This is a genomic window from Bacillus sp. 3255 (assembly GCF_031456485.1).
Classification (GTDB): Bacteria; Bacillota; Bacilli; order Paenibacillales; family NBRC-103111; genus Paenibacillus_E.
In genome coordinates, this window is the sequence record NZ_JAVDUS010000010.1 from 59,350 (window position 1) to 81,956 (window position 22,607).

General features: G+C 51.5%; 20 protein-coding genes, 2 pseudogenes and 1 riboswitch. Of the genes and pseudogenes, 6 read left to right on the plus strand and 16 right to left on the minus strand.

All coding sequences use genetic code 11. The features are described from left to right. The 4 genes from J2X61_RS16280 to J2X61_RS16295 all read right to left on the minus strand — a co-directional run bounded on the left by J2X61_RS16280 (window position 1) and on the right by J2X61_RS16295 (window position 4,996). Window positions 1-1,026: an ABC transporter substrate-binding protein gene (locus J2X61_RS16280; RefSeq protein ID WP_274472471.1), complete on the minus strand. Its 1,026-nt coding sequence runs from the start codon at window positions 1,024-1,026 to the stop codon at window positions 1-3. A 65-nt stretch (window positions 1,027-1,091) separates the two neighbouring features. Further along, window positions 1,092-1,202, minus strand: a riboswitch (guanidine-I (ykkC/yxkD leader). A gap of 593 nt (window positions 1,203-1,795) precedes the next feature. Beyond that, on the minus strand, window positions 1,796-2,560 hold the full coding sequence (sdhB, locus tag J2X61_RS16285; protein ID WP_274472470.1) for a succinate dehydrogenase iron-sulfur subunit: 765 nt from the start codon (window positions 2,558-2,560) through the stop codon (window positions 1,796-1,798). A 2-nt stretch (window positions 2,561-2,562) separates the two neighbouring features. Then, window positions 2,563-4,326, minus strand: coding sequence for a succinate dehydrogenase flavoprotein subunit (gene sdhA / locus J2X61_RS16290; protein ID WP_274472469.1), 1,764 nt, complete (start codon window positions 4,324-4,326; stop codon window positions 2,563-2,565). 16 nt (window positions 4,327-4,342) lie between these two features. Further along, on the minus strand, window positions 4,343-4,996 hold the full coding sequence (locus tag J2X61_RS16295) for a succinate dehydrogenase cytochrome b558 subunit (protein WP_274472468.1): 654 nt from the start codon (window positions 4,994-4,996) through the stop codon (window positions 4,343-4,345). A 291-nt stretch (window positions 4,997-5,287) separates the two neighbouring features. On the opposite strand from J2X61_RS16295, the gene J2X61_RS16300 reads away from it, so the two are divergent. Then, window positions 5,288-6,184 (plus strand): LysR family transcriptional regulator, encoded by an 897-nt coding sequence (locus tag J2X61_RS16300; RefSeq protein WP_274472467.1) that lies wholly within the window; start codon window positions 5,288-5,290, stop codon window positions 6,182-6,184. Between the two features lie 54 nt (window positions 6,185-6,238). Here J2X61_RS16300 and J2X61_RS16305 read toward each other — a convergent pair whose 3' ends face one another. From J2X61_RS16305 to J2X61_RS16320, 4 genes are all read right to left on the minus strand, one after another. Then, the gene (locus tag J2X61_RS16305; RefSeq protein WP_274472466.1) at window positions 6,239-6,973 is read right to left on the minus strand and encodes a response regulator transcription factor; all 735 of its coding nucleotides are present in this window, start codon (window positions 6,971-6,973) and stop codon (window positions 6,239-6,241) included. Window positions 6,974-7,052: 79 nt separating this feature from the next. Beyond that, window positions 7,053-8,315 carry a cation:proton antiporter gene (locus tag J2X61_RS16310; RefSeq protein ID WP_310189162.1) on the minus strand — a complete coding sequence of 421 codons (1,263 nt, stop codon included), beginning with the start codon at window positions 8,313-8,315 and terminating at the stop codon, window positions 7,053-7,055. Then, the gene (locus tag J2X61_RS16315) at window positions 8,315-8,977 is read right to left on the minus strand and encodes a potassium channel family protein (protein WP_274472464.1); all 663 of its coding nucleotides are present in this window, start codon (window positions 8,975-8,977) and stop codon (window positions 8,315-8,317) included. Before J2X61_RS16315 ends, J2X61_RS16310 begins: the two co-directional genes overlap by 1 nt. 15 nt (window positions 8,978-8,992) lie before the next feature. Then, complete coding sequence (locus J2X61_RS16320) at window positions 8,993-10,345, minus strand: TrkH family potassium uptake protein (RefSeq protein WP_310189164.1); 1,353 nt, start codon at window positions 10,343-10,345, stop codon at window positions 8,993-8,995. A 218-nt stretch (window positions 10,346-10,563) separates the two neighbouring features. On the opposite strand from J2X61_RS16320, the gene J2X61_RS16325 reads away from it, so the two are divergent. Next, the gene (locus J2X61_RS16325) at window positions 10,564-12,201 is read left to right on the plus strand and encodes a CPBP family intramembrane glutamic endopeptidase (RefSeq protein WP_274472462.1); all 1,638 of its coding nucleotides are present in this window, start codon (window positions 10,564-10,566) and stop codon (window positions 12,199-12,201) included. Here the strand turns inward: J2X61_RS16325 and uvrC are convergent. The 3 genes from uvrC to J2X61_RS16340 form a co-directional block, all read right to left on the minus strand. Beyond that, window positions 12,161-14,074 carry an excinuclease ABC subunit UvrC gene (gene uvrC, locus J2X61_RS16330; RefSeq protein ID WP_310189416.1) on the minus strand — a complete coding sequence of 638 codons (1,914 nt, stop codon included), beginning with the start codon at window positions 14,072-14,074 and terminating at the stop codon, window positions 12,161-12,163. The genes J2X61_RS16325 and uvrC overlap by 41 nt on opposite strands. A gap of 169 nt (window positions 14,075-14,243) precedes the next feature. Then, window positions 14,244-14,558 carry a thioredoxin gene (gene trxA, locus J2X61_RS16335; protein WP_310189167.1) on the minus strand — a complete coding sequence of 105 codons (315 nt, stop codon included), beginning with the start codon at window positions 14,556-14,558 and terminating at the stop codon, window positions 14,244-14,246. Window positions 14,559-14,697: 139 nt separating this feature from the next. Continuing rightward, window positions 14,698-15,081: a MerR family transcriptional regulator gene (locus J2X61_RS16340; RefSeq protein ID WP_274472533.1), complete on the minus strand. Its 384-nt coding sequence runs from the start codon at window positions 15,079-15,081 to the stop codon at window positions 14,698-14,700. A 209-nt stretch (window positions 15,082-15,290) separates the two neighbouring features. On the opposite strand from J2X61_RS16340, the gene J2X61_RS16345 reads away from it, so the two are divergent. The 3 genes and pseudogenes from J2X61_RS16345 to J2X61_RS36360 form a co-directional block, all read left to right on the plus strand. After that, window positions 15,291-15,434: a YqzM family protein gene (locus J2X61_RS16345; RefSeq protein ID WP_274472460.1), complete on the plus strand. Its 144-nt coding sequence runs from the start codon at window positions 15,291-15,293 to the stop codon at window positions 15,432-15,434. 84 nt (window positions 15,435-15,518) lie between these two features. Then, a pseudogene (locus tag J2X61_RS36355) lies at window positions 15,519-15,974 on the plus strand (protoglobin domain-containing protein); the annotation flags it as partial. Window positions 15,975-16,199: 225 nt separating this feature from the next. Beyond that, window positions 16,200-16,523: pseudogene (locus J2X61_RS36360) on the plus strand (methyl-accepting chemotaxis protein); the annotation flags it as partial. Window positions 16,524-16,928: 405 nt separating this feature from the next. Here J2X61_RS36360 and dnaI read toward each other — a convergent pair. From dnaI to J2X61_RS16365, 3 genes are all read right to left on the minus strand, one after another. Further along, window positions 16,929-17,882 (minus strand): primosomal protein DnaI, encoded by a 954-nt coding sequence (gene dnaI, locus J2X61_RS16355; protein WP_274472458.1) that lies wholly within the window; start codon window positions 17,880-17,882, stop codon window positions 16,929-16,931. Between the two features lie 42 nt (window positions 17,883-17,924). Next, a complete protein-coding gene (locus J2X61_RS16360) occupies window positions 17,925-19,430 on the minus strand; it encodes a replication initiation and membrane attachment family protein (protein WP_274472457.1) in 1,506 nt (501 codons plus the stop codon). A gap of 175 nt (window positions 19,431-19,605) precedes the next feature. Further along, window positions 19,606-19,977: a winged helix-turn-helix transcriptional regulator gene (locus J2X61_RS16365; protein ID WP_274472456.1), complete on the minus strand. Its 372-nt coding sequence runs from the start codon at window positions 19,975-19,977 to the stop codon at window positions 19,606-19,608. Between the two features lie 122 nt (window positions 19,978-20,099). Between J2X61_RS16365 and J2X61_RS16370 the strand changes: the two genes are divergently transcribed. Next, window positions 20,100-21,137, plus strand: coding sequence for a zinc-binding alcohol dehydrogenase family protein (locus tag J2X61_RS16370; RefSeq protein ID WP_274472455.1), 1,038 nt, complete (start codon window positions 20,100-20,102; stop codon window positions 21,135-21,137). Between the two features lie 87 nt (window positions 21,138-21,224). Here J2X61_RS16370 and J2X61_RS16375 read toward each other — a convergent pair whose 3' ends face one another. Together J2X61_RS16375 and J2X61_RS16380 are read right to left on the minus strand one after the other, a co-directional pair. Further along, the gene (locus tag J2X61_RS16375) at window positions 21,225-22,106 is read right to left on the minus strand and encodes an alpha/beta fold hydrolase (RefSeq protein ID WP_310189174.1); all 882 of its coding nucleotides are present in this window, start codon (window positions 22,104-22,106) and stop codon (window positions 21,225-21,227) included. Window positions 22,107-22,178: 72 nt separating this feature from the next. Beyond that, window positions 22,179-22,463 (minus strand): YuiB family protein, encoded by a 285-nt coding sequence (locus J2X61_RS16380; protein ID WP_274472453.1) that lies wholly within the window; start codon window positions 22,461-22,463, stop codon window positions 22,179-22,181. Between the last annotated feature and the right edge of the window lie 144 nt (window positions 22,464-22,607).

Consider the following 22,607-nt stretch of genomic DNA (forward strand, 5'->3'; position numbering starts at 1 on the left):
TTATTTCTTGCGCTCCTTCTGCACTTCCTCAACGAAATGTCCGTCCAGGAAGCTCTCCGCCTTCGGAATGGTCGACAGCATCTCCAAGCCTTTCAAGAACTCGGCTGTTTTCTGCGAAGTGTAATGAAGGGAGCTGTAAGTCTCACCTTTCTGGAAAGCCTTGATATTATCTTCCAGTTGGAAAATCTTCACGCTGTTTACACCGGCCTTATATTCATCCAACGGCGTCTCCGCCGCTTTGGCCATAATCTGCAAAGACTCTTCCGGATTCGCTTGCCAGTAGTCCAGAGCATCGAACCAGGCGTGCAAAATTTTCTTCACATCGTCCGGGCGGTTCTTCGTAATCTCTTCTTTGAAGACGAGCAGATCGGGAATAAGACCCGGCGTATCCTTGGAGGAGAAGAGCAGCTTGCCCTTGCCTTCCGCAATCGCTTTGCTCAAGAACGGCTCCCATAGCACAGCTCCGTCCAAGTTGCCTGAAATAAATGCCGGACCTGCATCGTTTACTGTCATGTTCGTGTAAGCGACGTCCTTCTCCGCAAGACCTTCTTTCTCAAGGGCGGTCAGCATCAGGAGATGATCGACGGTCCCCAGCTCTGTCGCCACTTTCTTCCCTTTGAGTTCCTTCAGAGAGTTAATGCCGGGCTTCACGACGATGCCGTCCCCGCCGTTGGAGTTATCGTTCACCAATACGGCTTTGAGCGGAATGCCCTTGCTCGCCGGAGCCAGCGTATCGCTTAACGTTTGGCTGTTCGCATCGACTTTCCCGGAAGCAAGCGCGGATAAGGAATCGCTATACACAGGGAACCATACCAAATCTACATTCACACCGTTCTTCTCGAAGAAGCCTTTCTCTTTGACCAAGTACCAGACAAACCAGCCAGGCCATGGACTGAGCGCCAATTTAATCGGTTGGTTACCGCCGCCGCCCGCCGCCCCACTGGCCGCCTCTTTGCTCGTGCAGCCGCTCACTACCGTTAACGCCAATAACAACGCCATCATCAGAACTATCATTTTTTGTCTCATTCGGATTCTCCCTCTCCCTTTACATTGATAAAAAGAAAAACCCGGAACGATATCATGTTCTGATATCCTCCCGGGCTTTTGTCCCTCCGTGTGCACGGCGACCTTCTCCGCCGTGTGTCTTCTCTTGGACCGGACCGGCAGCCTTCATCTACCGCGGAACCCTAGAAAACAATTTGCTATGTGGTTGTTAGCGCCTCTTACTTTTGTCTTTATCATACTGACATCTAAGTTATATGTCAATATATATTACATCAATATTTTATATAAGCATTTTTCAACTAAAATATGTAATGTAACATAACATAAAACGCTACAAAAAATGAGTCTCAATAATACATTCATCCACTTCCACTTCCATCATGTCAGCTATCCATATAAAAATTATCTGGAGTTAGCCGCCTCCCGACATCTTAATAAATCTAACGGACACAGCAGCCGCTAACCTCACGAAAAACGCCTCGTTTCGTTGCTAACGGACACCCGTGACCTTATTTGCCGCTTTCCGGACCAAACCTGCTCCCGAACAGGCAAATAAGCGCACGGGTGTCCGTTACGTTCGCATCCAGACCATTAAACATCAAATAAGGACGTCTGTGTCCGTTAGCCGGGTCAGGTGGACCTCACGAAAGTAACCTGCACTGATCTGCACTGCGCTGCACTGCACCGCACGCACGTTTGCGTCTGTCCAAGGGAGAAAACCAGCCGTCGGAACCCGCAAAAAAGCCCGACACCCTGCGCACAGGGTATCGGGCTATATTCATAGTTCGGCTTACACGCCTAACCATTTCTTGAACAGATGTTTCGTCGAATCTGCATTCATCGCCGCAATGGACGTCGTGAGCGGAATGCCTTTCGGACAGGAGCGTACGCAGTTCTGCGAGTTACCGCAGCCTTCGATACCGCCGTCCGTCATCAGCGCATCCAAACGCTCGTCTTTGTTCATTTCACCCGTCGGATGAGCATTGAACAAACGAACTTGGGAGATGGCAGCAGGTCCGATGAAGGAGTTCTTGTCATTGACGTTCGGGCAAGACTCCAGACAAACGCCGCATGTCATACATTTGGAAAGCTCGTAAGCCCATTGACGCTTGGACTCCGCCATCCGCGGTCCAGGACCGAGATCGTACGTACCGTCGATCGGAACCCACGCTTTCACTTTCTTCAATGCGTTGAACATACGTCCGCGGTCGATGACAAGGTCACGCATAACCGGGAACGTACTCATCGGAGCTACGCGAACCGGCTGCTCGAGCTTATCGATCAACGCCGAGCAAGCTTGGCGCGGTTTGCCGTTAATGACCATGGAGCAGGCGCCGCACACTTCCTCCAGACAGTTGGATTCCCAGCAGACCGGCGTCGTTTTCTCGCCGCGGGCATTCTTAGGATTCCGTTGAACTTCCATCAAACCGCTGATCACGTTCATGTTCGGGCGGTATGGAATTTCAAATTCCTCGGTATAAGGTTTGGAATCCGGACTCTCTTGACGAGTCACGATAAACTTCACGGTTTTTTGTGCGCTTTGTGTCTCAGCCATGATTAATGTCCTCCTTTTTTCTTATCCGTGGAGTAGTCGCGTTTCCGCGGTTTAATCAAAGATACATCAATATCTTCATAGCTGATTTTCGGACCGTCCGGCGTCCAATCGGCAATCGTCGTTTTCATGAAATTGTCGTCGTCACGATCCGGGAATTCCGGCTTGTAGTGCGCGCCGCGGCTTTCGTTACGCATCAAGGCGCCGACAGTCATCGCTTCGGCAAGCTCGAACATGTTCCACAGCTGGCGAGTGAACGCCACACCTTGGTTGTTCCAACGAGCCGTATCCGTAATGTTGATGTTGTTGTATCTTTCTTTCATGTCTTTAATCTTGTTGATTGTTTCTTGCAGACGATCGTTGTAACGAACAACGGTCATGTTCGCGTTCATCATATCGCCAAGCTCTTTGTGCAGCGCATAGGCGTTCTCCGTACCGCTGTTCATTTTGAGCAAGCTTTCGTAACGGTCTTGATGGCGTTTCTTCTCGCGATCGAAGATGATCGAGGACGTATCGTCCGCGTGCTTCTCCAGGCCGCGAATGTACTCAACCGCTTTGGGACCGGACACCATACCGTCATAGATCGCAGATACGAGCGAGTTCGCACCCAGACGGTTTGCACCATGATGCTGGTACTCACACTCGCCGGCAGCGAACAAGCCCGGGACGTTCGTCATCATGTTGTAGTCAACCCACATACCGCCCATGGAGTAATGAACGGCTGGGAAAATCTTCATCGGAATTTTGCGCGGGTCGTCGCCCATGAATTTCTCGTAAATTTCCATGATACCGCCGAGCTTGATATCAAGCTCCTTCGGATCTTTATGGGAAAGATCGAGGTAAACCATGTTCTCGCCGTTGATGCCCAGCTTCTGATCGATACATACGGAGAAAATTTCGCGCGTTGCGATATCACGAGGCACGAGGTTTCCGTACGCCGGATATTTCTCTTCGAGGAAGTACCAAGGCTTCCCGTCTTTATATGTCCAGATCCGACCGCCTTCACCGCGCGCGGATTCGGACATCAAGCGAAGCTTGTCGTCGCCCGGGATTGCCGTCGGGTGAATTTGAATCATCTCGCCGTTCGCATATTTAACGCCTTGTTGGTAAACGGCACTTGCAGCCGTACCCGTGTTGATGACCGAGTTCGTCGTTTTACCGAAGATAATGCCAGGACCGCCTGTCGCCAAAATAACCGCATCAGCCGGGAACGTTTGAATTTCCATGCTGCGCAGATCTTGCGCGGCGATACCGCGGCATACGCCGGCTTCATCGATAACAGAGCCCAGGAATTCCCAATGCTCGAACTTCGTCACGAGACCCGCTGTTTCCCAGCGGCGTACTTGCTCGTCAAGTGCGTACAAGAGCTGCTGCCCTGTCGTTGCGCCTGCGAAGGCTGTACGGTGATATTTAGTACCGCCGAAACGGCGGAAGTCCAGCAGACCCTCTGGCGTACGGTTGAACATAACGCCCATCCGGTCCATCAAGTGAATGATGCCTGGAGCGGCATCGCATAATGCTTTGACTGGCGGTTGATTCGCAAGGAAGTCTCCGCCGTAAACAGTATCGTCAAAGTGCTCCCAAGTGGAGTCACCTTCACCTTTGGTATTCACCGCACCGTTAATGCCGCCTTGCGCGCATACGGAGTGGGAACGTTTCACAGGAACCAAGGAGAACAATTGAACGTGAACTCCGGCTTCCGCTGCTTTAATTGTCGCCATGAGTCCCGCAAGGCCTCCGCCGACGACGATGATTTTCGAATTAGCCACTTCTGTTCACCCTCCCTTAGTGCCCCGCTTGTGCTTCTACCGGAACCTGAAATTGCGTATCTGTAAATGCTGCCAACGACATAATAAACATGATGGACATAACGACGAACAGCACCATCCAAATGATGGAGGAATAACGCTGTGCGCGCGGTCCAACCGTGATACCCCAGGAAACGAAGAACGACCACAAACCGTTGCAGAAATGGAAGGTCGCAGAAACGATACCGATCACATAGATCGTGAACATCACAGGATTCGTTGCGATACCATGCATCGTCACACCGAGATTCTCGTGCGCCACATTGCCGAAAGCAACTTGCAGACGAGTCTCGAAGAAATGCCAAGCAACGAACAGGAACGTGATGACGCCCGTAACCCGTTGAAGCATGAACATAACGTTGCGGAAATATCCGTAGTTGGACACGTTATTGCGTGCTTGATAGGCTACATAAAGTCCATAAACGGCATGATAAAGAAGCGGTAACCAGATCCCCACGATTTCCATGAGCAAGACCAGCGGCAGACCGTTCAGCCAGTTGATTTGATCCACGAACGCTTCGGGACCCTTGGTTGCTTCATAGTTAGTGAGCAAATGCTCAATAAGGAAGAAGCCCACCGGAATGACACCTAGCAATGAGTGGATCTTTCGAAAGTAATACGAATTACCCATAATGTAACCAATTCCCCCCTCAACAAATTTCATAAAACATTCCGACATGTTCTGACAAAAGACAAGCCACATATCATTGTACTCTCGCCGCAAACGAGCGTCAACCCATATTCATCCACGCCTATTTTTCGCCAAACCGGGCGGCGAATATACACAGTCGTCCAATAATTGTGAATAAAAAGTGACATGTACATCGTACCTCTTTCACGCTTATAATGGAAGTGCCGTTTTTTTATATACACTTATAACTAACTTGCATATAAACCTTGTCGTTGGAGATGAAATAAACCGATGGAACTTCTCGATGTATTCGCCGTTGTTGTCGAACAAGTAAGCCTGAACAAAGCTTCGCAGCTGCTCAATATTTCACAGCCCGCCCTCTCCCGCAAAATCATGAAGCTCGAAGAGGAGCTTGGCGTGGAGCTGTTCACCCGCAAAGGCAAACGGCTCGAACTGACGAAGGCGGGGCAGATCTGCTACGACCACGCCTTGGAACTGCGCCATCTGGAGCGCAAATTCAAGCAGAATATTCAAATGTACAAAGCGGCCGGCACCCACACCTCCATCACGATTGGCGCCAGCTTGACCACATTGCAGGCAACGCTCCCCGACCTCGTCACGAATTACCTGCAAGTGTACCCCTTGACGGAGATTAAGCTGCTGACGGGCAAAACCCATGAGATCGTTACGATGGTCAAAGAAAACAAGGTCGACATCGGGATCGTCGCCTCCCGGATCAATGCGACCAGCCTGCACTGCGAGCCGCTCTTCGACGATCATCTCTGTCTCGTGCTGCCGTTCGGGCACCCTTTCATCGACCGGGCGGAGATTACGATGAACGATCTGAACGACTTGCCGATGATCCTGTTCTCCAAAGGCACCTGGTACCGCATCTTGATGGATGAACTGTTCCACCGCTATACCATATTCCCTAACGTTCAGATGGAAATCGATTCCTTCGAAGCCATCATCCGGCTCGTCTCCACCTGCAAGACGGCGACCTTGCTGCCCAAATCGTACTTGCGGGAGGATTTGCTGGAGAATAATGAGCTCATCCTCCGCTATTTGGTCGAGCTGGAGCAGACGAAGCGGACGACTTCGCTCATTTATTCGGATCAGGCTACGGATAATCCGGAGTCCGCCAAGTTCATCCGGCAGGCGGTGAATTACTTCGCCGAACACAAGTAAACCTCCAATCTGCCAGAGGCAGCATTCAGAGGTTGGCCGGATCGTGCTTTTAAGTTAGAAAACAAATTTATATCCTACGCCCCAGACCGTACGAATCCTTTGGGGTTCTTTGGGATTTTTCTCGATTTTTTTGCGGAGGTTGGCAATATGCACGTCAATCGCCCGGTCCGTTACATAGGAATCAAAGCCGCGTACCGTTTGCAGCAAATCCTCGCGGCTATATACGCGGCCCGGGTGATTAATGAAGCATTTCATAATTTCAAACTCGGAGTACGTTGTCTCGACGACCTGCCCGCCTACGCACATCGATCGGGTTTGGAGATCCAGCGAAATGGTGTTTTTGTCGAGAAGCAGCGCATCCGCTGCTACCGGCTTGCTCACCGGAACGGCCGTCCCTCCGGCATTCTTCGTTTCATTCCTCCGGTACACCTGCGCGCGGCGAATCAAGGCATGAACCCGTGCACTCATTTCGTGCATGCTGAACGGCTTCGACAAGTAGTCGTCCGCGCCCGCCCCGAGAGCGGAGACACGTTCCACGACTTTATTTTTCATCGATACGATCATAATGGGCACGCTGGAGGACCTGCGAACCTGGCTGCACAGCTCCAGACCATCCATGTCCGGAAGCATGAGATCCAGCAAGATCACATCAGGGGCGAATGACTGAACCGCTTCGATCCCCTTCCCCCCGGTTTCCGTCCTCATCACCTCAAAGCCTTCTTCGCCCAAATACATCGTGATCATATCGCCGATCATGGCATCATCTTCAATGACCAAAACTTTATACATTCATAGTCCACCTTCGCCTCGAATTTCTCTCGCTGAGACCTACGCTAACTGTCCTTGCAGGCAGAAAATAGAACTGACATCAAGACGCTCCGTGCTCAAGCGGTTCTGCCTCGCCCGGCTTCACTTCAAGCCCCAGCTTCCTGGCCACATATGCCGTCGTGCTCGCTTGAAACAGAATGGTGATCAGCACGGCCATGAAGGTTACGCTCGCTATAAGGTCGCTGTGCGCAACTCCCATGCCAGCCACCATCCCGCACAATGCCGCTGGAATGACTCCCGTCTCGCGCACCCAGAACATGAACAGGATTTCGTTGCGCTTCCACTTCGCTTTGCGGTCCGGCCACGTGCAGAGGAGAACCGTTAGCGGCCGAGCGATGAAGATGAAAACGACTATGACCCCCAGACTCGTCCAGAAATGCTCGAGAATAACCGGGAAATTCACTTGGCTGCCAAGAAGAATGAAAATAAGCATCCGCATAATCACAGTAATATTTTCAGAGAAATGCTCCATTTCGTGCCGTTTATCTTCCATCTCCAGCTTAAATGTCCCCGCATTCCCCCAAATCAATCCCGCTGTGAAAGTCGCCATGAACCCGCTGACCCCTAACAGTTCCCCGGCAATATAGGCGAAAAGCGAGGTCACGATCATGGCGATGGTCGCATAATCGCGGAGCATGCCCAGCTTCAGATGCGCAGTCAAATACGTCATGACGAATCCGATTGCCCCCCCAAGCAGCAGCCCTCCCACCGCCGTGGTAATGAAATCCAGGATGCCGGAGGCGAGCGAAACTTCCCCCGTTCCCATAATGACGGCAAGCAGCGAGAAAGTGAGAATGGACGCCGTCGCATCATTGAAGGCCGACTCGCTTTCAACCGTCTCTCTGACCTTGGTGCGGATCTTGACTTGTTTGAATACCGGAATGAGCGTTGCCGGATCCGTCGACGCAATAATGGCGCCGAGCAGCAGCGCATACAGCCAAGGCAGGTTCAGCAGCACATGGGCCGCCGCTGCAACCGCCCCGCATGTGATGATCACTCCGGGCACGCTCAGCATGCCTATCGTCAACCATACCCGTTTCAGACCCCCGAGCTTGATGTTGCGCCCGCCGTCGAAAAGAATTAATGCAGAGCCTATGGTCAGAATAAACTGATTGGTGAATGAAGTGCTGGGCTCATAAATCCAATGAAAGGCTTGACCGGCAATCATCCCGGCGATAAGAAACATGGCTACATCCGGCAGTTTCAGCCAAGACGCCGCCTTCCCGAACAGCATCCCAAGGCCGAAGATGAGCACAAGCAGCACAATAACATGCTCGATGAGATGGGAGGTCGCATTGTCCATTATCGGATGACTTCGCTTTCGAACTCTTCAATTTGGTCGTTCGTGCCGATGATCACCATAATATCGTTCTCGTTCACGACATCCGTTGCCGTAGGTGCGATAATGACGCCGGTCTGTTTGTTGATCGCCACGACGCTGCAGCCGAACTTCGCCCGCGGGTCCAACTGTTTGATCGATAAGCCGCACAACCGCTTGGGCACTGACAGCTCGGCTACCGTATAATCCTTGGAAATCTCGATATAATCGAGCAGGTTAGGCGAATTGAGCTGGTGAGCGACGCGAATGCCCATATCCCGCTCCGGATAAATCACCCGGTCGACCCCCAGCTTATTCAGCACTTTGCCGTGAAGCTCGGACAACGCTTTGGCCACCACTTTCTTAATTCCTAGATCTTTGAGCACAATGGCTGTCAAAATACTGGACTGAATGTCGTCTCCGATCGCAACGACGGCGCAGTCGAAATTGCGCACGCCCAGCGACTTCAGCACATCCTCGTCGGTGGCGTCGGCAACGACGGTATGTGTAAGCACATGGCTCATCTCGTCTACCGCTTCCTCATCCTTGTCAATCCCAAGCACCTCATTGCCAAGCTTCATCAGCTCCTTAGAAATGCTGGCTCCGAAGCGCCCCAGTCCAACAACCACATATTGCGTCTTTTTCATTATGTTTCGTTTCCCCTATCCAATCGTGATTTTACCCTCAGGGTATCTATATAATTCTTTCTCTTGTTTCGGCTGCAGCGCATAAGCCAAGGTAATCGGTCCGAGGCGTCCGGCGAACATCGTCAAGGAAATGAGAATTTTACCGAACGTCGTTAACTCCGGCGTCAGCCCCATCGTTAATCCGACCGTGCCGAAAGCGGAGGTTACCTCGAACAAAATCTTGAGCAGCTGCGAATCCTCTGTGGTGGACAGCAGCATGGTAATGATAATAACCAGAAACAAGGCCATCATGGTTAGGGTAATAGCCTTAAGAATGCGGTCTTTCGCCAGTCGATAACGGAAAATGACGATATCTTCCTTACCTCGAATCATCGTAACGATAGCGGAGATGAGAATCGTGAACGTCGTCGTTTTGATACCGCCGCCCGTCGAGCCCGGCGATGCACCGATAAACATCAGGATCACAATGAAGAACTGTGTCGCCTGCCGCAGCGCGCCGATATCCACCGTATTGGGGCCCGCCGTCCTTGGCGCCACCGACTGGAAGAAGGAGGCCAGTATTTTACCGCCCAAATCCAACGAGCCCAGGGTTCTGTTATTCGTATATTCGAATATAAAAATGATAAGAGCTCCTGCAACGATCAGTAAGCCGGTCATACTTAGTACAACCTTAGAATGAAGGGAGAGCTTCTTCGTCTTGTTATAATCCATTACATCCGCCATCACGACAAAACCGATACCGCCAAGAACGATAAGCGCCATCGCCACAAAGTTCACCACGAAATCGTCCGCATATCCCGTCAAAGAGACGAAAGGAGCGTCGACGGTCCCGAATAGATCGAAGCCGGCATTGTTAAACATCGAAATCGCATGCCAGATCCCGAAATACAGCGCCTTGGAAAACCCCAGATCAAAGGTCCAGCGTATGGCGAAAATCACGGCCGCAATCGCCTCGATCGATAACGAGTATATGAGGACTCTCCGGATCAAACGCACGATGCCTTCCATACTGCCTTGGTTCAGAGCTTCTTGCAGAATCAATCTTTCTTTGAGGGTAATTTTCTTGCGAAACACGAATGCTAGCAAGGTAGCCATCGTCATGAAGCCCAAGCCGCCGATCTGAATCAGGCTGATGATCACGATCTGACCGAATATCGTATAGACGCTGCCCGTATCCACAACGACAAGCCCTGTCACGCAGGTTGCTGAGGTCGCCGTAAAGAGCGCATCGATGAAAGGGATCGGGCGACCTGTCGCGGAAGCGACCGGAAGCGTGAGAAGACCGGCTCCGACCAGGATGATCGCGGCAAAGCCAAGCACCAATACTTGCGGCGGGGTCATCTGCCAAATACTCAATTTTTTGAACATAGAGTTTCTCCTCATCCATTTGTGCAATCACGTGCATGTGCGTAACCTTTTACACGTAGAGTTCCCCATTATCGTGAAGACATTCGGCTATTCATGCAAATATAGGTATTATATAACTGTTTGAATTGCTTTTCCACCTAAAATTCGCATTCTTCATAAACTCGTGATAACGTGGAAATAGGGTTTGATACTTACTCAATTCAGAAGGGATTGTGACGATGCCAAGGTTCCGATTAAACCGATTTCTCCTCCTACTTGCCTGTATAGGCGTTGCTCTTTACTTTGGCGTTTCCGCACTTTATGGCATGCAGCAAGAGGATGAGCCGCAGGCGGACAACCCGGCGCTAACCAAACAGCAAGCGGCAGAGGCCGCCTCGACATTCATCAGCGGGCGTTATGCCATTAAGGCTCCCGAGACGTATGTCGTCTACCAGTCCAAGAAAGAGCGCAGCGGTTATTTGCAGAAGGAGCATTTGTCCCAAAGCTACGAGGACACCTATGGGAAGCATTATCCGCTGGACTATTACCAGGTTCAAGTGGGCGACGCCAGGCAAAGCCGTTTATTCGAAGTGGAAATCAACTACACGGACGGTTCCGTAATCAGTTGGCGGGAGACGTACCGCGACGATGCCTCTGCACTCATCAGTCAAACGAAGGCCGACATTCTGGCCAAGCAGGAAATGCGGGCGCAAGGGCTTAATCCCGACGAGATGAAGCCGATCGCCAAAGAAGACGATGGCACGGATTCCTCTTCAGGACTCGTTCTGTACTACGAGAAGCAATCTCAGCCAATGGGCGAAGCGAAGCTGCAGGTGCGCACCCAATTCGACGACGCCAATCTGGTCGGCTACACGGTACTATTCAGCTTACCCGCCTCACATCTGGCTTGGCTCAACCAGCAGGATCATTCGGCTTCTGTCATGACGTGGATTTCGATGGGCTTTTCTCTGATCATGACCGTTGCGGCCATCGTGTTCGCCATCCTCTATCGCAAACAGATGAGATTCACCAACGGGCTGCTGCTTACAGCCATATTCCTGGCCATATATATCACCAATAATTTCAATATGTATCCGGCCTTCCGCTCGATGAGCATAGGCGCCGTCAATGGGGAATTCGCCACGATGGCTGCGATTATATTCATGAATGTGCTGGCTCTCGGCCTCGGCATCTCGCTCTACCTGTCGCTTGTGGCAGGCAACGGATTGTGGAACCGGATCGGACAGCCCAAGTGGCCGTCCTGGAGGGAAGGCAAATTCGGCACAGAAGCGTTTCACGGTATGGGCCGCGGGTATTTGTTAGCCCTCTTCATCCTGGGCGTTCAGCAAGTGCTGTTCTACACCGGCGACGTCAAATTCGACGTCTGGGCCGTCAATGACCCGACCGACTCCGTGCTCAACATGGCGGAACCCCGCTTCTTCCCGCTCATGGCGTGGGTCGCGGCAATATCCGAGGAGGCCACCTACAGGCTGCTTGGTATCATGCTGTTCAAAAAGCTGTTCCGCAATAACTTCATTGCGATTCTCATTCCGAGTGTGATCTGGGCCGCCAGCCACACCCAGTATCCGATCTATCCGGTCTACACGCGGCTCGTCGAAGTTACCATCATCGGCCTTATTCTTGGTTATGTATTCCTGAAATACGGCTTCATCACAGCCGTATTCGCACATGCTTGCATGGACAGCATCCTCATGGGCATGTCACTCTTCTCGTTAGGACATATCAGCGATATCATCAGCGGCATCTTCTATCTGCTGCTCCCTGCGCTCGTCGGCTGCTTCCTGGCCTGGCTGCATGGAAAAAGGCGGGGCCCCCTTATTCCTGGGGGGCCGCCGCCTCGCCTTGAAGCGCTTTGAGAATCTCGCTTGCCAATTTCTCACCGATACCTAGAGGCTTGAAGTCTTCGACTTCAGCCTCTTTAATTTTGCGCACGGAGCCGAAATGCTTCAGCAGCGCCTTCCTGCGCTTCTCGCCGATGCCCGGGATCGCATCGAGCTGGGAGACGACCATCGACTTCGCTCTCGTTTCCCGATGGAACGTAATCGCGAACCGGTGGACTTCGTCCTGAATCCGCTGAAGCAAGTAAAATTCCTGGCTGTCGCGCGGCAAAGGAATGACTTCGGCCGGATCTCCCATCATGAGCTGCGCCGTCTTATGCTTCGCGTCCTTGACGAGTCCGCACACAGGGATGTACAGCCCCAGCTCATTCTCCAGCACATCGATCGCTGCGGAGATTTGCCCTTTGCCCCCGTCCACGACGATGAGATCGGGCATCGTCAGATTCTCCTTGAGCACCCGCTCATATCTGCGGCGGATGACCTCGCGCATCGTATCGTAGTCATCCGGACCGACGACGGTTTTGACTTTGTACTTGCGGTACTCCTTGCGGTCGGGCTTACCGTCCACGAACACAACCATCGCCGAGACCGGGTTCGTCCCTTGGATGTTGGAGTTATCGAACGCTTCGATCCGGCTGATCTTGCCCATGCCGAGCCATTCGCCGAGATTCTCCACGGCCTTGGTCGTGCGGCTCTCGTCCCTCGCCACCAGACGGAACTTCTCTTCCAGCGCGTTGCGGGCATTATCCTTCGCCATATCAACCATCTGCTTCTTGAGTCCGCGCTGCGGGATATGGACCTTCACTTTCAGCCACGATTCCAGCGCTTCACGGACATCCTTCATCTCAGCCTCGGCCTGCGCCGAAACGACAGGCTCCGCCTGCGCAGCCTCAGCCGGCTCGGCTTGGCCTGCATCAGGCTCTCCCGCTTGAACAGCCTGGTCAACGGCTGAACCAGCCGCCTGCTCCGGCATGCCCGGCAGGAAAATCTCCTTCGGCAGCGCCGGATTATCGATATAGACCTGTGTCACATAGGTAATGAAATCGTTGTACTCGTCCCCGTAATAAGGAAACAGCGAGACGTGCCGCTCGATCAGCTTGCCCTGCCGCATGTACTGGATATGCACCGCCATCCAGCCCTTATCGACCGCGTAACCGAACACATCGCGGTCCTGCGCATCGACGGCATTGATTTTCTGCTTCTCCATGACGGCGTCGATGCTCATGATATGATCGCGCAGCTCCTTCGCGCGCTCGAAGTTCAATTCCTCTGCTGCGGCCAGCATTTTGGCCGTCAGCTCTTCCTTAATGACATCGTGTCCTCCGTTCAGGAAACGGGTGATCTCCTGCACCATCCGCTCGTTCGTCTCCGCGGTGACCTCGTATTCGCAAGGCGCCAGACACTGCCCGATATGATAGTAGAGACATACTTTATCGGGCATCGTCTTGCACTTGCGCAGCGGATACAGCCGGTCCAGCAGCTTCTTCGTTTGCTGGGCTGCGAAGGCGTTCGGATAAGGGCCGAAATACTTCCCCTTATCCTTATACACGCGCCGCGTCACTTCCAGACGCGGCTGCGCTTCATGTGTAATCTTGATATACGGGAACGTCTTGTCATCCTTGAGCAGGACGTTGTACCGCGGATGATGCTGCTTAATCAGATTACACTCGAGAATGAGCGCCTCCATATTCGAGGAGGTGATGATATATTCAAAGTCGCGAATTTCGCTGACCAACTTTTGTGTTTTCGCGCCATGGCTGCCTGTGAAATAGGAGCGCACGCGATTTTTCAATACTTTGGCCTTGCCTACATAAATAATCGTGCCTTCCCGATTTTTCATGATATAGCAGCCCGGCTTATCCGGCAACAGCGACAGCTTATGTTTGATCATTTCCAAACTCCGCTCGCGGCTGGCCGCATCCTCATGCTGGTGTTCGTGAAGCTCGTGATCATGCTCCGTCATGTTTCCAAATCTCCTTTCGCGCACAAAAAAAAGCTCCTTTTCAGCATAGCAGAAAAAGAGCTTTTTCACACGAACAATTGTTTCTAATTTGAATCAATTATTGATGACGGGATACTACATTTTTCAAAGCGTCTTTGGATTGGAAACCAACCACTTTATCAACCGGCTGTCCGTCTTTGAACACGATCAGCGTCGGGATGCTCATTACACCGAAGCGAGCTGCGGATTCCGGATTGTCATCCACGTTCACTTTCGCGATTTTCAAAGATTCCACTTCTTTATCCAGCTCTTCCAGAACAGGAGCGATCATTTTGCAAGGTCCGCACCAAGGTGCCCAGAAGTCTACAAGTACTGTACCTTCGCTTTCAACTTCAGCTTTAAAGCTGTTATCAGAAACATTCACAATTGCCATGATAGTTTCCTCCTTCTAATGAATGGTTGTATAACATCAAGTAGTGATAGTCTACCGATGAACGTCAACATGTAAAGTATACCACACCTATAGCCCTTTTCAACCAAGCCATAAGTTAGCAAACCGGATGCCGCGCCAATTACTTGGCAGGCAGTTCTACGGGCAAACCTTGAAGTCTCTGCTGCTCGATATACGAGATGCGGTCCTTCAAGTTCGCTTGGAGCATTTGGAGCATTTCCATCTGTCTCTCGATGTCCTGCAGCTTCTCCGTGTAGAGTGGCAGCAGATCGTCGCAGAGCGACTCCTGATTCTTCATGACACAGTTCAGGAAGCTTTCGATCTGTTCGGTCGTAAAGCCGAGGCTCAAATAGAATTGAATGGTTTTGACGCGCTCAACGGCCATTTGGTTGAAGACCCGGTACCCGTTCTCCTCCCGCTGCGTAGCGATCAGCCCTTTGGCTTCGTAGTACCGTAAAGAACGAATACTGGCGCCGGTCAGCTTGGATAACTCACTAATCCGCATGGCTTTCACCTTTTTCCTTTTCCTTGATCAAGTAAGGATGATTTTATTGTAAACCATAACACTAATGTCAGAGTCAAGATTTATTTTGCATTTTCCGCTGCTGTCTGTTATTGTTTGCACAATTGTCACTTCCATCACCTTTACAAGTTTCGACGAATTTGGGTATACTAAGCTTAAACTTCGAATGTCGGACGTTAGGGGGTAACCACATGAGCGATCCTAAACACCCTGAGCTTCACGTGTATGAAGAGCCGCGCAACGATTTCATGGATGTAGGTATCGGATTCGGCGTGTTCTTTGGCATTTTGTTCATCATTGCAATCGTTGCAACAGCCATTCAAGTTATGAAATAGGCTCATACTAGCCTTACAAAACCGCTTTGCACAGCTGTGTAAGGCGGTTTTTTCATTAGACCACTAAGGAGACTATCGATTCAAATGATCAAAGTTCAAGCAGCACGTCAGAAACTCATTACTTACATCGGATTAACGAATGCGGATCTAGAACTACTGCACAGTAAGGAAGAAGCATTCCAAACGGTCGTCAACCAGCTTGTCGATGAGCTGTATGCGGATATTATCGAGGTTCCTGAGCTTCTTGCCATTATTCAGCAGCACAGTACGATTGACCGGCTCAAAGAAACGCAGCGCTGGTACTTCCTCTCCATGGCTTCCGGCGTGATGGATGATGAGTATATCGAGAGACGGCTCTTTATCGGCAAAGTCCATTCCCGTATCGGCCTAACAACCTCCTGGTACTTGGGCACTTATTTGAAATATACCGACATTGCTTCGAAACATTTTAAAACCCTTATGCCCGAAGAGTGGGTTCACGTTATCCATTCGCTTAGCAAGATGTTCAACCTGGACAGCCAGCTTGTGCTGGAAGCCTACGAGTATGATGAGAAGCTGAAGATTCAAAGGCTTGTGGACGAGCAGGATACAATGCTGACGACCATCTCCGGGGCCGTGCAAGACCTGGCTTCCATGATGGTCGAACTTGGCGGCAGCTCCCAGACCGTAGCCGATACGGCGATCAAGACGGCGGAGTCGCAGGATCAATCCAATATACGTATTGACGAGCTGCAGCATGAAATCAAGGATATCTCCAAGATGGGCTCCGTCATGAAAGAAATCTCCGATCAGACGCATCTGCTCGGACTCAACGCAGCCATTGAAGCAGCCCGTTCCGGCGAGCATGGGCGCGGCTTTGAAGTCGTCGCCAACGAAGTGCGCAAGCTGGCTTCGAATTCTCGGGAAGCGCTGAACACAATTCAGGAGAAGCTGAAGCTGATCACGAAGAAGCTCGAGCTCGTTCAGAAAGGCTCGGAGGAGACGACGCACTACGCCCGTACTCAGGCGGCCAGCGCCCAAGAGCTCACCTCCTTCGTACAGATGATCGAGAACGTAACGACGCAGCTGGAGAAGCTCAAAAAGCAATAAACAGAAGACCCTTCGAACCACTTGGGTGCCTAAAATGAGCACAGTATCACATAGCGGTACGTGGTTACCCAGTGGCTCAAGGGCATACAGTTGCACGCAAGATAAACAGCAGCACATATTGATGCACAAAGATCAATAGCGCCCCCAACGGGTACGCCGATGGATGCTAGATAGTCAAACTTTGGCCTCACAACGTCCGGGAATCCAATATCTCGGCCCATGAATCCTTGAACATCGGGCCCAGACACAGTGTAACTGGAATTTCTCCAGTTACCAGCCGGCAGGAAAGAATGCCGGCTTCCAAGCAAAAACAATTCCAAATAAGAAAGCCGCCTATTCAAGCTAGGCGGCTTTCTCTTACATATCTCTGAATTTGAAGGGTTTTCTTCGGCTAGGAGCCAAATACTACGCCTTGCCCCGCTTATTCGTGCCAAGCACTTCGATGACATCGACGAACGGCCGGATTCGGTCCATAATCCGCTGGCCTTTGAACTCTTCGTCGCCATCCTTATTCGTGAAGCTGAAATGCTTCTCGAGGTCGTTCAGCGCGTAATTGGACGTGAAGAACGTCGGCTTCCGGTTCATGCGGTGGTTGACAATCGCGCCGATGACATGGTCGCGAAGCCACGGATTCAGATTCTCCGCGCCGATATCGTCGAACACGAGCAGATCCGTCTCTTTGAGCAGATCGATCGTTTCCTTCAACTTGGAAGGCTCCTGGAACATGCCCTTCAAATCCTCGGCGAAATCCGGCATATACACGATCGCCCCGGTCATGCCGACTTTGGCCAGCTGGTGCAGCATATAGCCCATAAGGAACGTCTTGCCCGTGCCGAACATGCCGGATAAGTAAAGACCGCGCGTCTGCAGACCGTTCTCCATCGTTTCATTCACGTAATCATTGATCTTCATGACGGCCTTCGCCCGGTCCCAATCGGTCTCGAGAATCTCCTCGAACGAGTAGCTTCTCGTAATCATCCTGGGATCCACGTGAAAGGTGCGGATGCGGGAAGAGATGGCATCCTGCAGCTGCTTGGCGATGAATTTCTTGCACGCCACTTTCTCTTCATGAATAAAAACTTTGTCCTGATCCGTACTCGCGCTCAGCATCGTATAATGCCCCGTCATATCGTTCGGGCAGTTGTCCAGACCGGGACAATTCGAGCAGGTCTTGAACTCGGTCACATATTGGTACAGCTTGTTCATATTGATCTTGACGGCGTAATCATCGACGAAGGCATACTTCTGGCGAAACTTATGAATCAGCGGATCATCCAGAACCGCCTTGATCTTGACTTCCGCCTTCCGTTTCCATTCCGAATCAGGCATGGATTTAAGAATGTGTGACAGGGATTCCATTGGTTAGCGGCACCTCCTCCAAATGATCTTGCTGTGGATTCGTCAGCTCTTACGGTTAAAGCGCTCATCCAGCTTTCTTGCCATCCTTCTGGCGGCCTCCATCTCTTCCTCGGACAAACGGGAGGAAGCTACCGTCTCGGCATCCGGTACGGCTATGGGGATATGCGGCTTCTGCGTCTTGCCTTGACGGCCTCTTGTCGCAGAACCGCCCGACTTGGCGGCCTCTACTTTGGATGCCGCTTTCTGTTTGTAGCTGATCTTCTCGCGCACATACTCTACGGCTTGTTCGTAAGTAAGTATTTGTTTGCCCAGCATATCCGAAGCAACGGCCTCGATCGAAGATTTCGCCCATGAACGGCGGTCGATGTGCAGGAAGTGAATCAACACGTTGATCACTTCTTCCTTCAATTTGTAATTCAGGTCGATCTTCTCGAATATGTTAAGTACGCCGTCCGGTATGGAGCCCTGGGTAAAGAACATCTTCAGGACTGCCGTATACGGCTCGTTACGCATAATGTAATTGTATTGATGATCCGTGCATTCGCCGCGCAGCTGCTGCGGCACTTCCAAGTAATAGGCCATCTCCACGGACTTCTCTTCCGGCATCTCTTGCGAAGCGTCGGATCCGGCCTCCTCCGCTCTGGATAACGTTCGCTCCCGCTCCTCGTCGCGCTTCTTGCTCTGGCGGTAGAACAGGTTCGCATTATACTGCATCAAATCCATCTGCAGCTCCCCGTCTTCCGAGAACGCTCCGTCTTCATCCAGCAACCGGCACGTTTCTTGGAGGGACAAGTTGTACTTCTTCGCTACGATATTAATGGCCGCCATCTGGTCCGGCTTATGCTTGAGCGCTTCGACGAATACCCGATTGCCCGATCCGCGCGGAAACCGCATAATAATGTCGGCATATTGGAACCCTTTGGTCGTTACGTCCAGACGCGCTTCCCCCTGCTTGCTGGCCGAAGCCTCGTACAGCGCTTGTTCCAATTCGTAGTCGACGACCTGCGTATTCAGACGGAACAGCTCATAGAAGGGAACGGATAAATTCTCTTCACTGGCATCGCGGCATTCCACAGGCTCCGGCGCCAGCAAGTCTTCCCGCAGAGAGAGCAGCATGAACTTGCCGACCTTGTCCCGCAGCAGCAGGGTCAAATGCTGATTCCGGAAAAACTCATTAGGTCCGAGCGGCGGAAACAAGGTATAAACGAAGATATAATCCTCTTCCTCCGGCAAAAATTTACGGGTTGTCTGCAGAAGGCCGATCGCCTCCAGCTTGGAAGACTGCTCGATCAAATACTTGCGGCCCCGCTCACCCTGCTCCAGATCCAGCAGCAAAAACAATTTCCGCTGCTGCTCCAGCGGCGAAAATCCGACTTTTTCCGCGCTCATTTGCTGATAGAGAGCTTGATAGAGAGAGATCGACAAACCGCCGATCATCGGCTGGTACATCATCGCCAGCATTTTATAATCCAAACTGCTCAAAGAAAACTCACGGTTTACACAAAACCTGTGGTTTTCCGTGAAATGCAGCATATTCGTCATTCTCATTCGATTACAGCACCATCCTGCCTAAGCTCAACCGATCGCAATACAGGAAAGATTGCACCTCGGTTTCTCTCTACTAGTCTACCACAAAAATCGACACGACTGGTATCTGCTAGAGAAAAGATAATATTACCTGAAATGAAAAAACCAACCTTTCGATTGGCGCAGGCTGGCGAGTTCAAGTTCGCTCCAGGGAGAGGGAACATTCTGAATTTTTCTTATATTGGCTTCCCCATTCTTTCATGAGCAGCAGAATCGGCGTTAACGTCCGGCCAAACTCCGTCAGCGAATATTCAACTTTCGGCGGTACTTGATGATACACCTCACGGTGCACGATGCCGTCCTCCTCCAGCTCCCGCAGCTGCAAGGTCAGCATTCTCTGGGAAATGGACGGACAGATTCGTTTGAATTCATTGAATCTTTTGGTGCCGTCAATCAAATGATACAGCAGCACGCCCTTCCATTTGCCTCCGATAATATCCAGTGTAAATTCAACGGGGCAACCTTCCATATTTCCCTCGCTGCCATAGCCGCTTTTCCGATCACGCATGTGACTAACCACCTCACAGTATATAAATTGATACTACATCACATGAATGTGCGTACTTCCTATTTTAGAACGAATGAGCTAAACTGACAACAGATAACTACTATTTGTAAGGAGATGACCTTATGACAACCAAAGAAACGATGAAAGCAGTAGGACTTTATCAATATTTGAGCATCGAGCATCCGGAAAGCCTGATCGACGTCCACATAGAGAAACCGGTACCCATGGGCAGAGATCTGCTCGTCAGCGTGAAAGCCATTTCCGTGAATCCGGTAGATACGAAAGTCCGCGCTCCCAAAGACAGGAAAGAGGAAGCTCCGCGCATTCTGGGGTGGGACGTCGCCGGCATCGTGACGGCAACCGGACCGGATTGCACGTTGTTCAAGCCGGGCGATGAGGTTTACTACGCAGGCAGCATTACACGCCCGGGCGGCAATAGCGAGTTCCATCTCGTCGATGAGCGAATCGTGGGCAGGAAGCCGGCATCGCTGGATTTCGCCGAAGCGGCGGCACTCCCCTTGACAGCCATTACCGCTTGGGAGGGGCTGTTTGATCGGCTTGGCGTCTCCCGCAGCGCAGCGGACAATGCGGGCCGCACGATCTTGATCATCGGCGCTGCCGGCGGCGTGGGCTCCATTGCCATTCAATTGGCCAAACATGCCGGATTGACCGTTATCGGCACCGCTTCGCGGCCGGAATCGGCACAGTGGGCGACCTCTATGGGGGCCGATCACATCATCAACCATCAGGAAGCTTTCGTCTCTCAGTTGAAAGCTCTCGGCATGTCCGGCGTTGACTATATCTTTTGCCTGAACAGCACCGATCAGCATTGGCAGAACATGGCGGAGGCCATCGTACCGCAAGGCATCATTTGCTCCATCGTAGAAACGGCTCAGCCGCTGAATATGAATGCGCTCAAAAATAAAAGCGCCGCGTTCGTATGGGAATTCATGTTCACGCGCGCGATGTTCGAAACCGCCGATATGATCGAGCAGCATCATCTGTTGAATGAAGTAGCCGGACTGATCGACGGCGGCACGCTGCGCACAACGCTGACGGATCGGCTGTCGCCGATTCATGCGGCGAACCTGCGCGAAGCGCATGCCCGCATCGAGGCCGGCCGTACGCTGGGCAAAATTGTTTTGGAGCATTTCGAATAACGCCAAAAGGGACTGCTGCAAAGTCGGATACACCTTGCAGCAGTCCCTTTTGCATGTTCTCTTCGGCACAGAGGCTGCATATCATCATCAACGAAGCTCATCCTCAGACAAGCGCTCTTTTTCACTCTCCCCATACATCGCAGGATTGAGCTTTTTGGCAATTGCCAAATCCAACAACGGCCGCTCCGTCTTCTCGTCCTGCAAGCTGTCGATCCACAACCGAACCAAATCGTTCATCTTCGATGCGTATTTGGTCGGGATTTGATGCTTCGCGTCTTTTAGATAATAGAGAGAACTGTTCGGCAGCTGATCATGCAGCAGCTTGGCATACCGGTTAAAGGCGCGGTCCTTCTGACCGTAGATTAATAGGATTGGATGCCGGATATTCCTTAGCCTCAGGGTGCATGAATAAGACAGGGATTCCTTGAAATAGCTGCATACATCATCCCTGGCATCGGTAAGCGCACGCTCTTTTAATTGATGGAATGTTTCCAGCTTGTCCGCATTACCGTAAGCGATAGAGGTCCGGAGCAGCTTCATGAGCATATCCGAACCTGCCATCCGGCACGCCACCCACGCTCTGCTTACATTATATAGATCTGTCAATTCCGGCGTGCCGCTGACGATAATTCCCCCGAGGAAGCGTTCCGGGTGCGTAAGCAAGGCTTCGAGAAGCACCATGGAACCGGTTGAATAACCGCAGAGATAGGCTTGTTCAATCCCCAGTTCATTCAACAGCTTAACGATGTCCTCCGCTATAAGCTCAATGGTTAGCGGACGTTCCGACGCACGGCTGAGCCCGTGCCCTCGGATATTGAATGTGATGATTCGGAAATGGGCGGCTAGCTGCTCTTTCTGGTAAGCGAAACCGTCCTCCGTCAACAGAGGAGGATGAATCCAAACGATCGGGTCCCCGGTACCCGAGATCTCATAATGCAGCTGCGTCCCGTTAACAAAAGCAAAAGGCAAAGTCGTCTCCTCCGTAAGGTCAAGTGCAATCTCTTCCCCTTAGCGTAGCCCGCTCTGCCTTTTTTTATGACATTAGAACATTTTGAACCCTTTGATCCGCAGTGCTTTGATGGCCGATCCGCTTAGGACAGCGCCAACCAGGCCGCCGATCGCCGGAATGATGTCGACAATCGTAAAGCTCTCGCCGCTGGATAAGAAGGATGAGGAGCTCGTTGACCCGTAAATGACGACACCGATGATCAGCACGATGAATGCATACAGCGGGAACCACGTTGTTTTCATAAGCATGTTCAAAATAAAACCGATTCCAAAAAACAACACCATCATTAAGACAGTGGCGATAATCATTTGCAGCAAAGTCTGTACCCCCTAAATGTGAAACTCGTTCATTTTCTTTTCATTGTAATCCAGAGAACCACGCAGGTAAAGTGTACACTAATTGAACATTTGCCACTTCACCCTTTGTTCATTTGCCCTTTCTCCATGAATTGGATACAATGT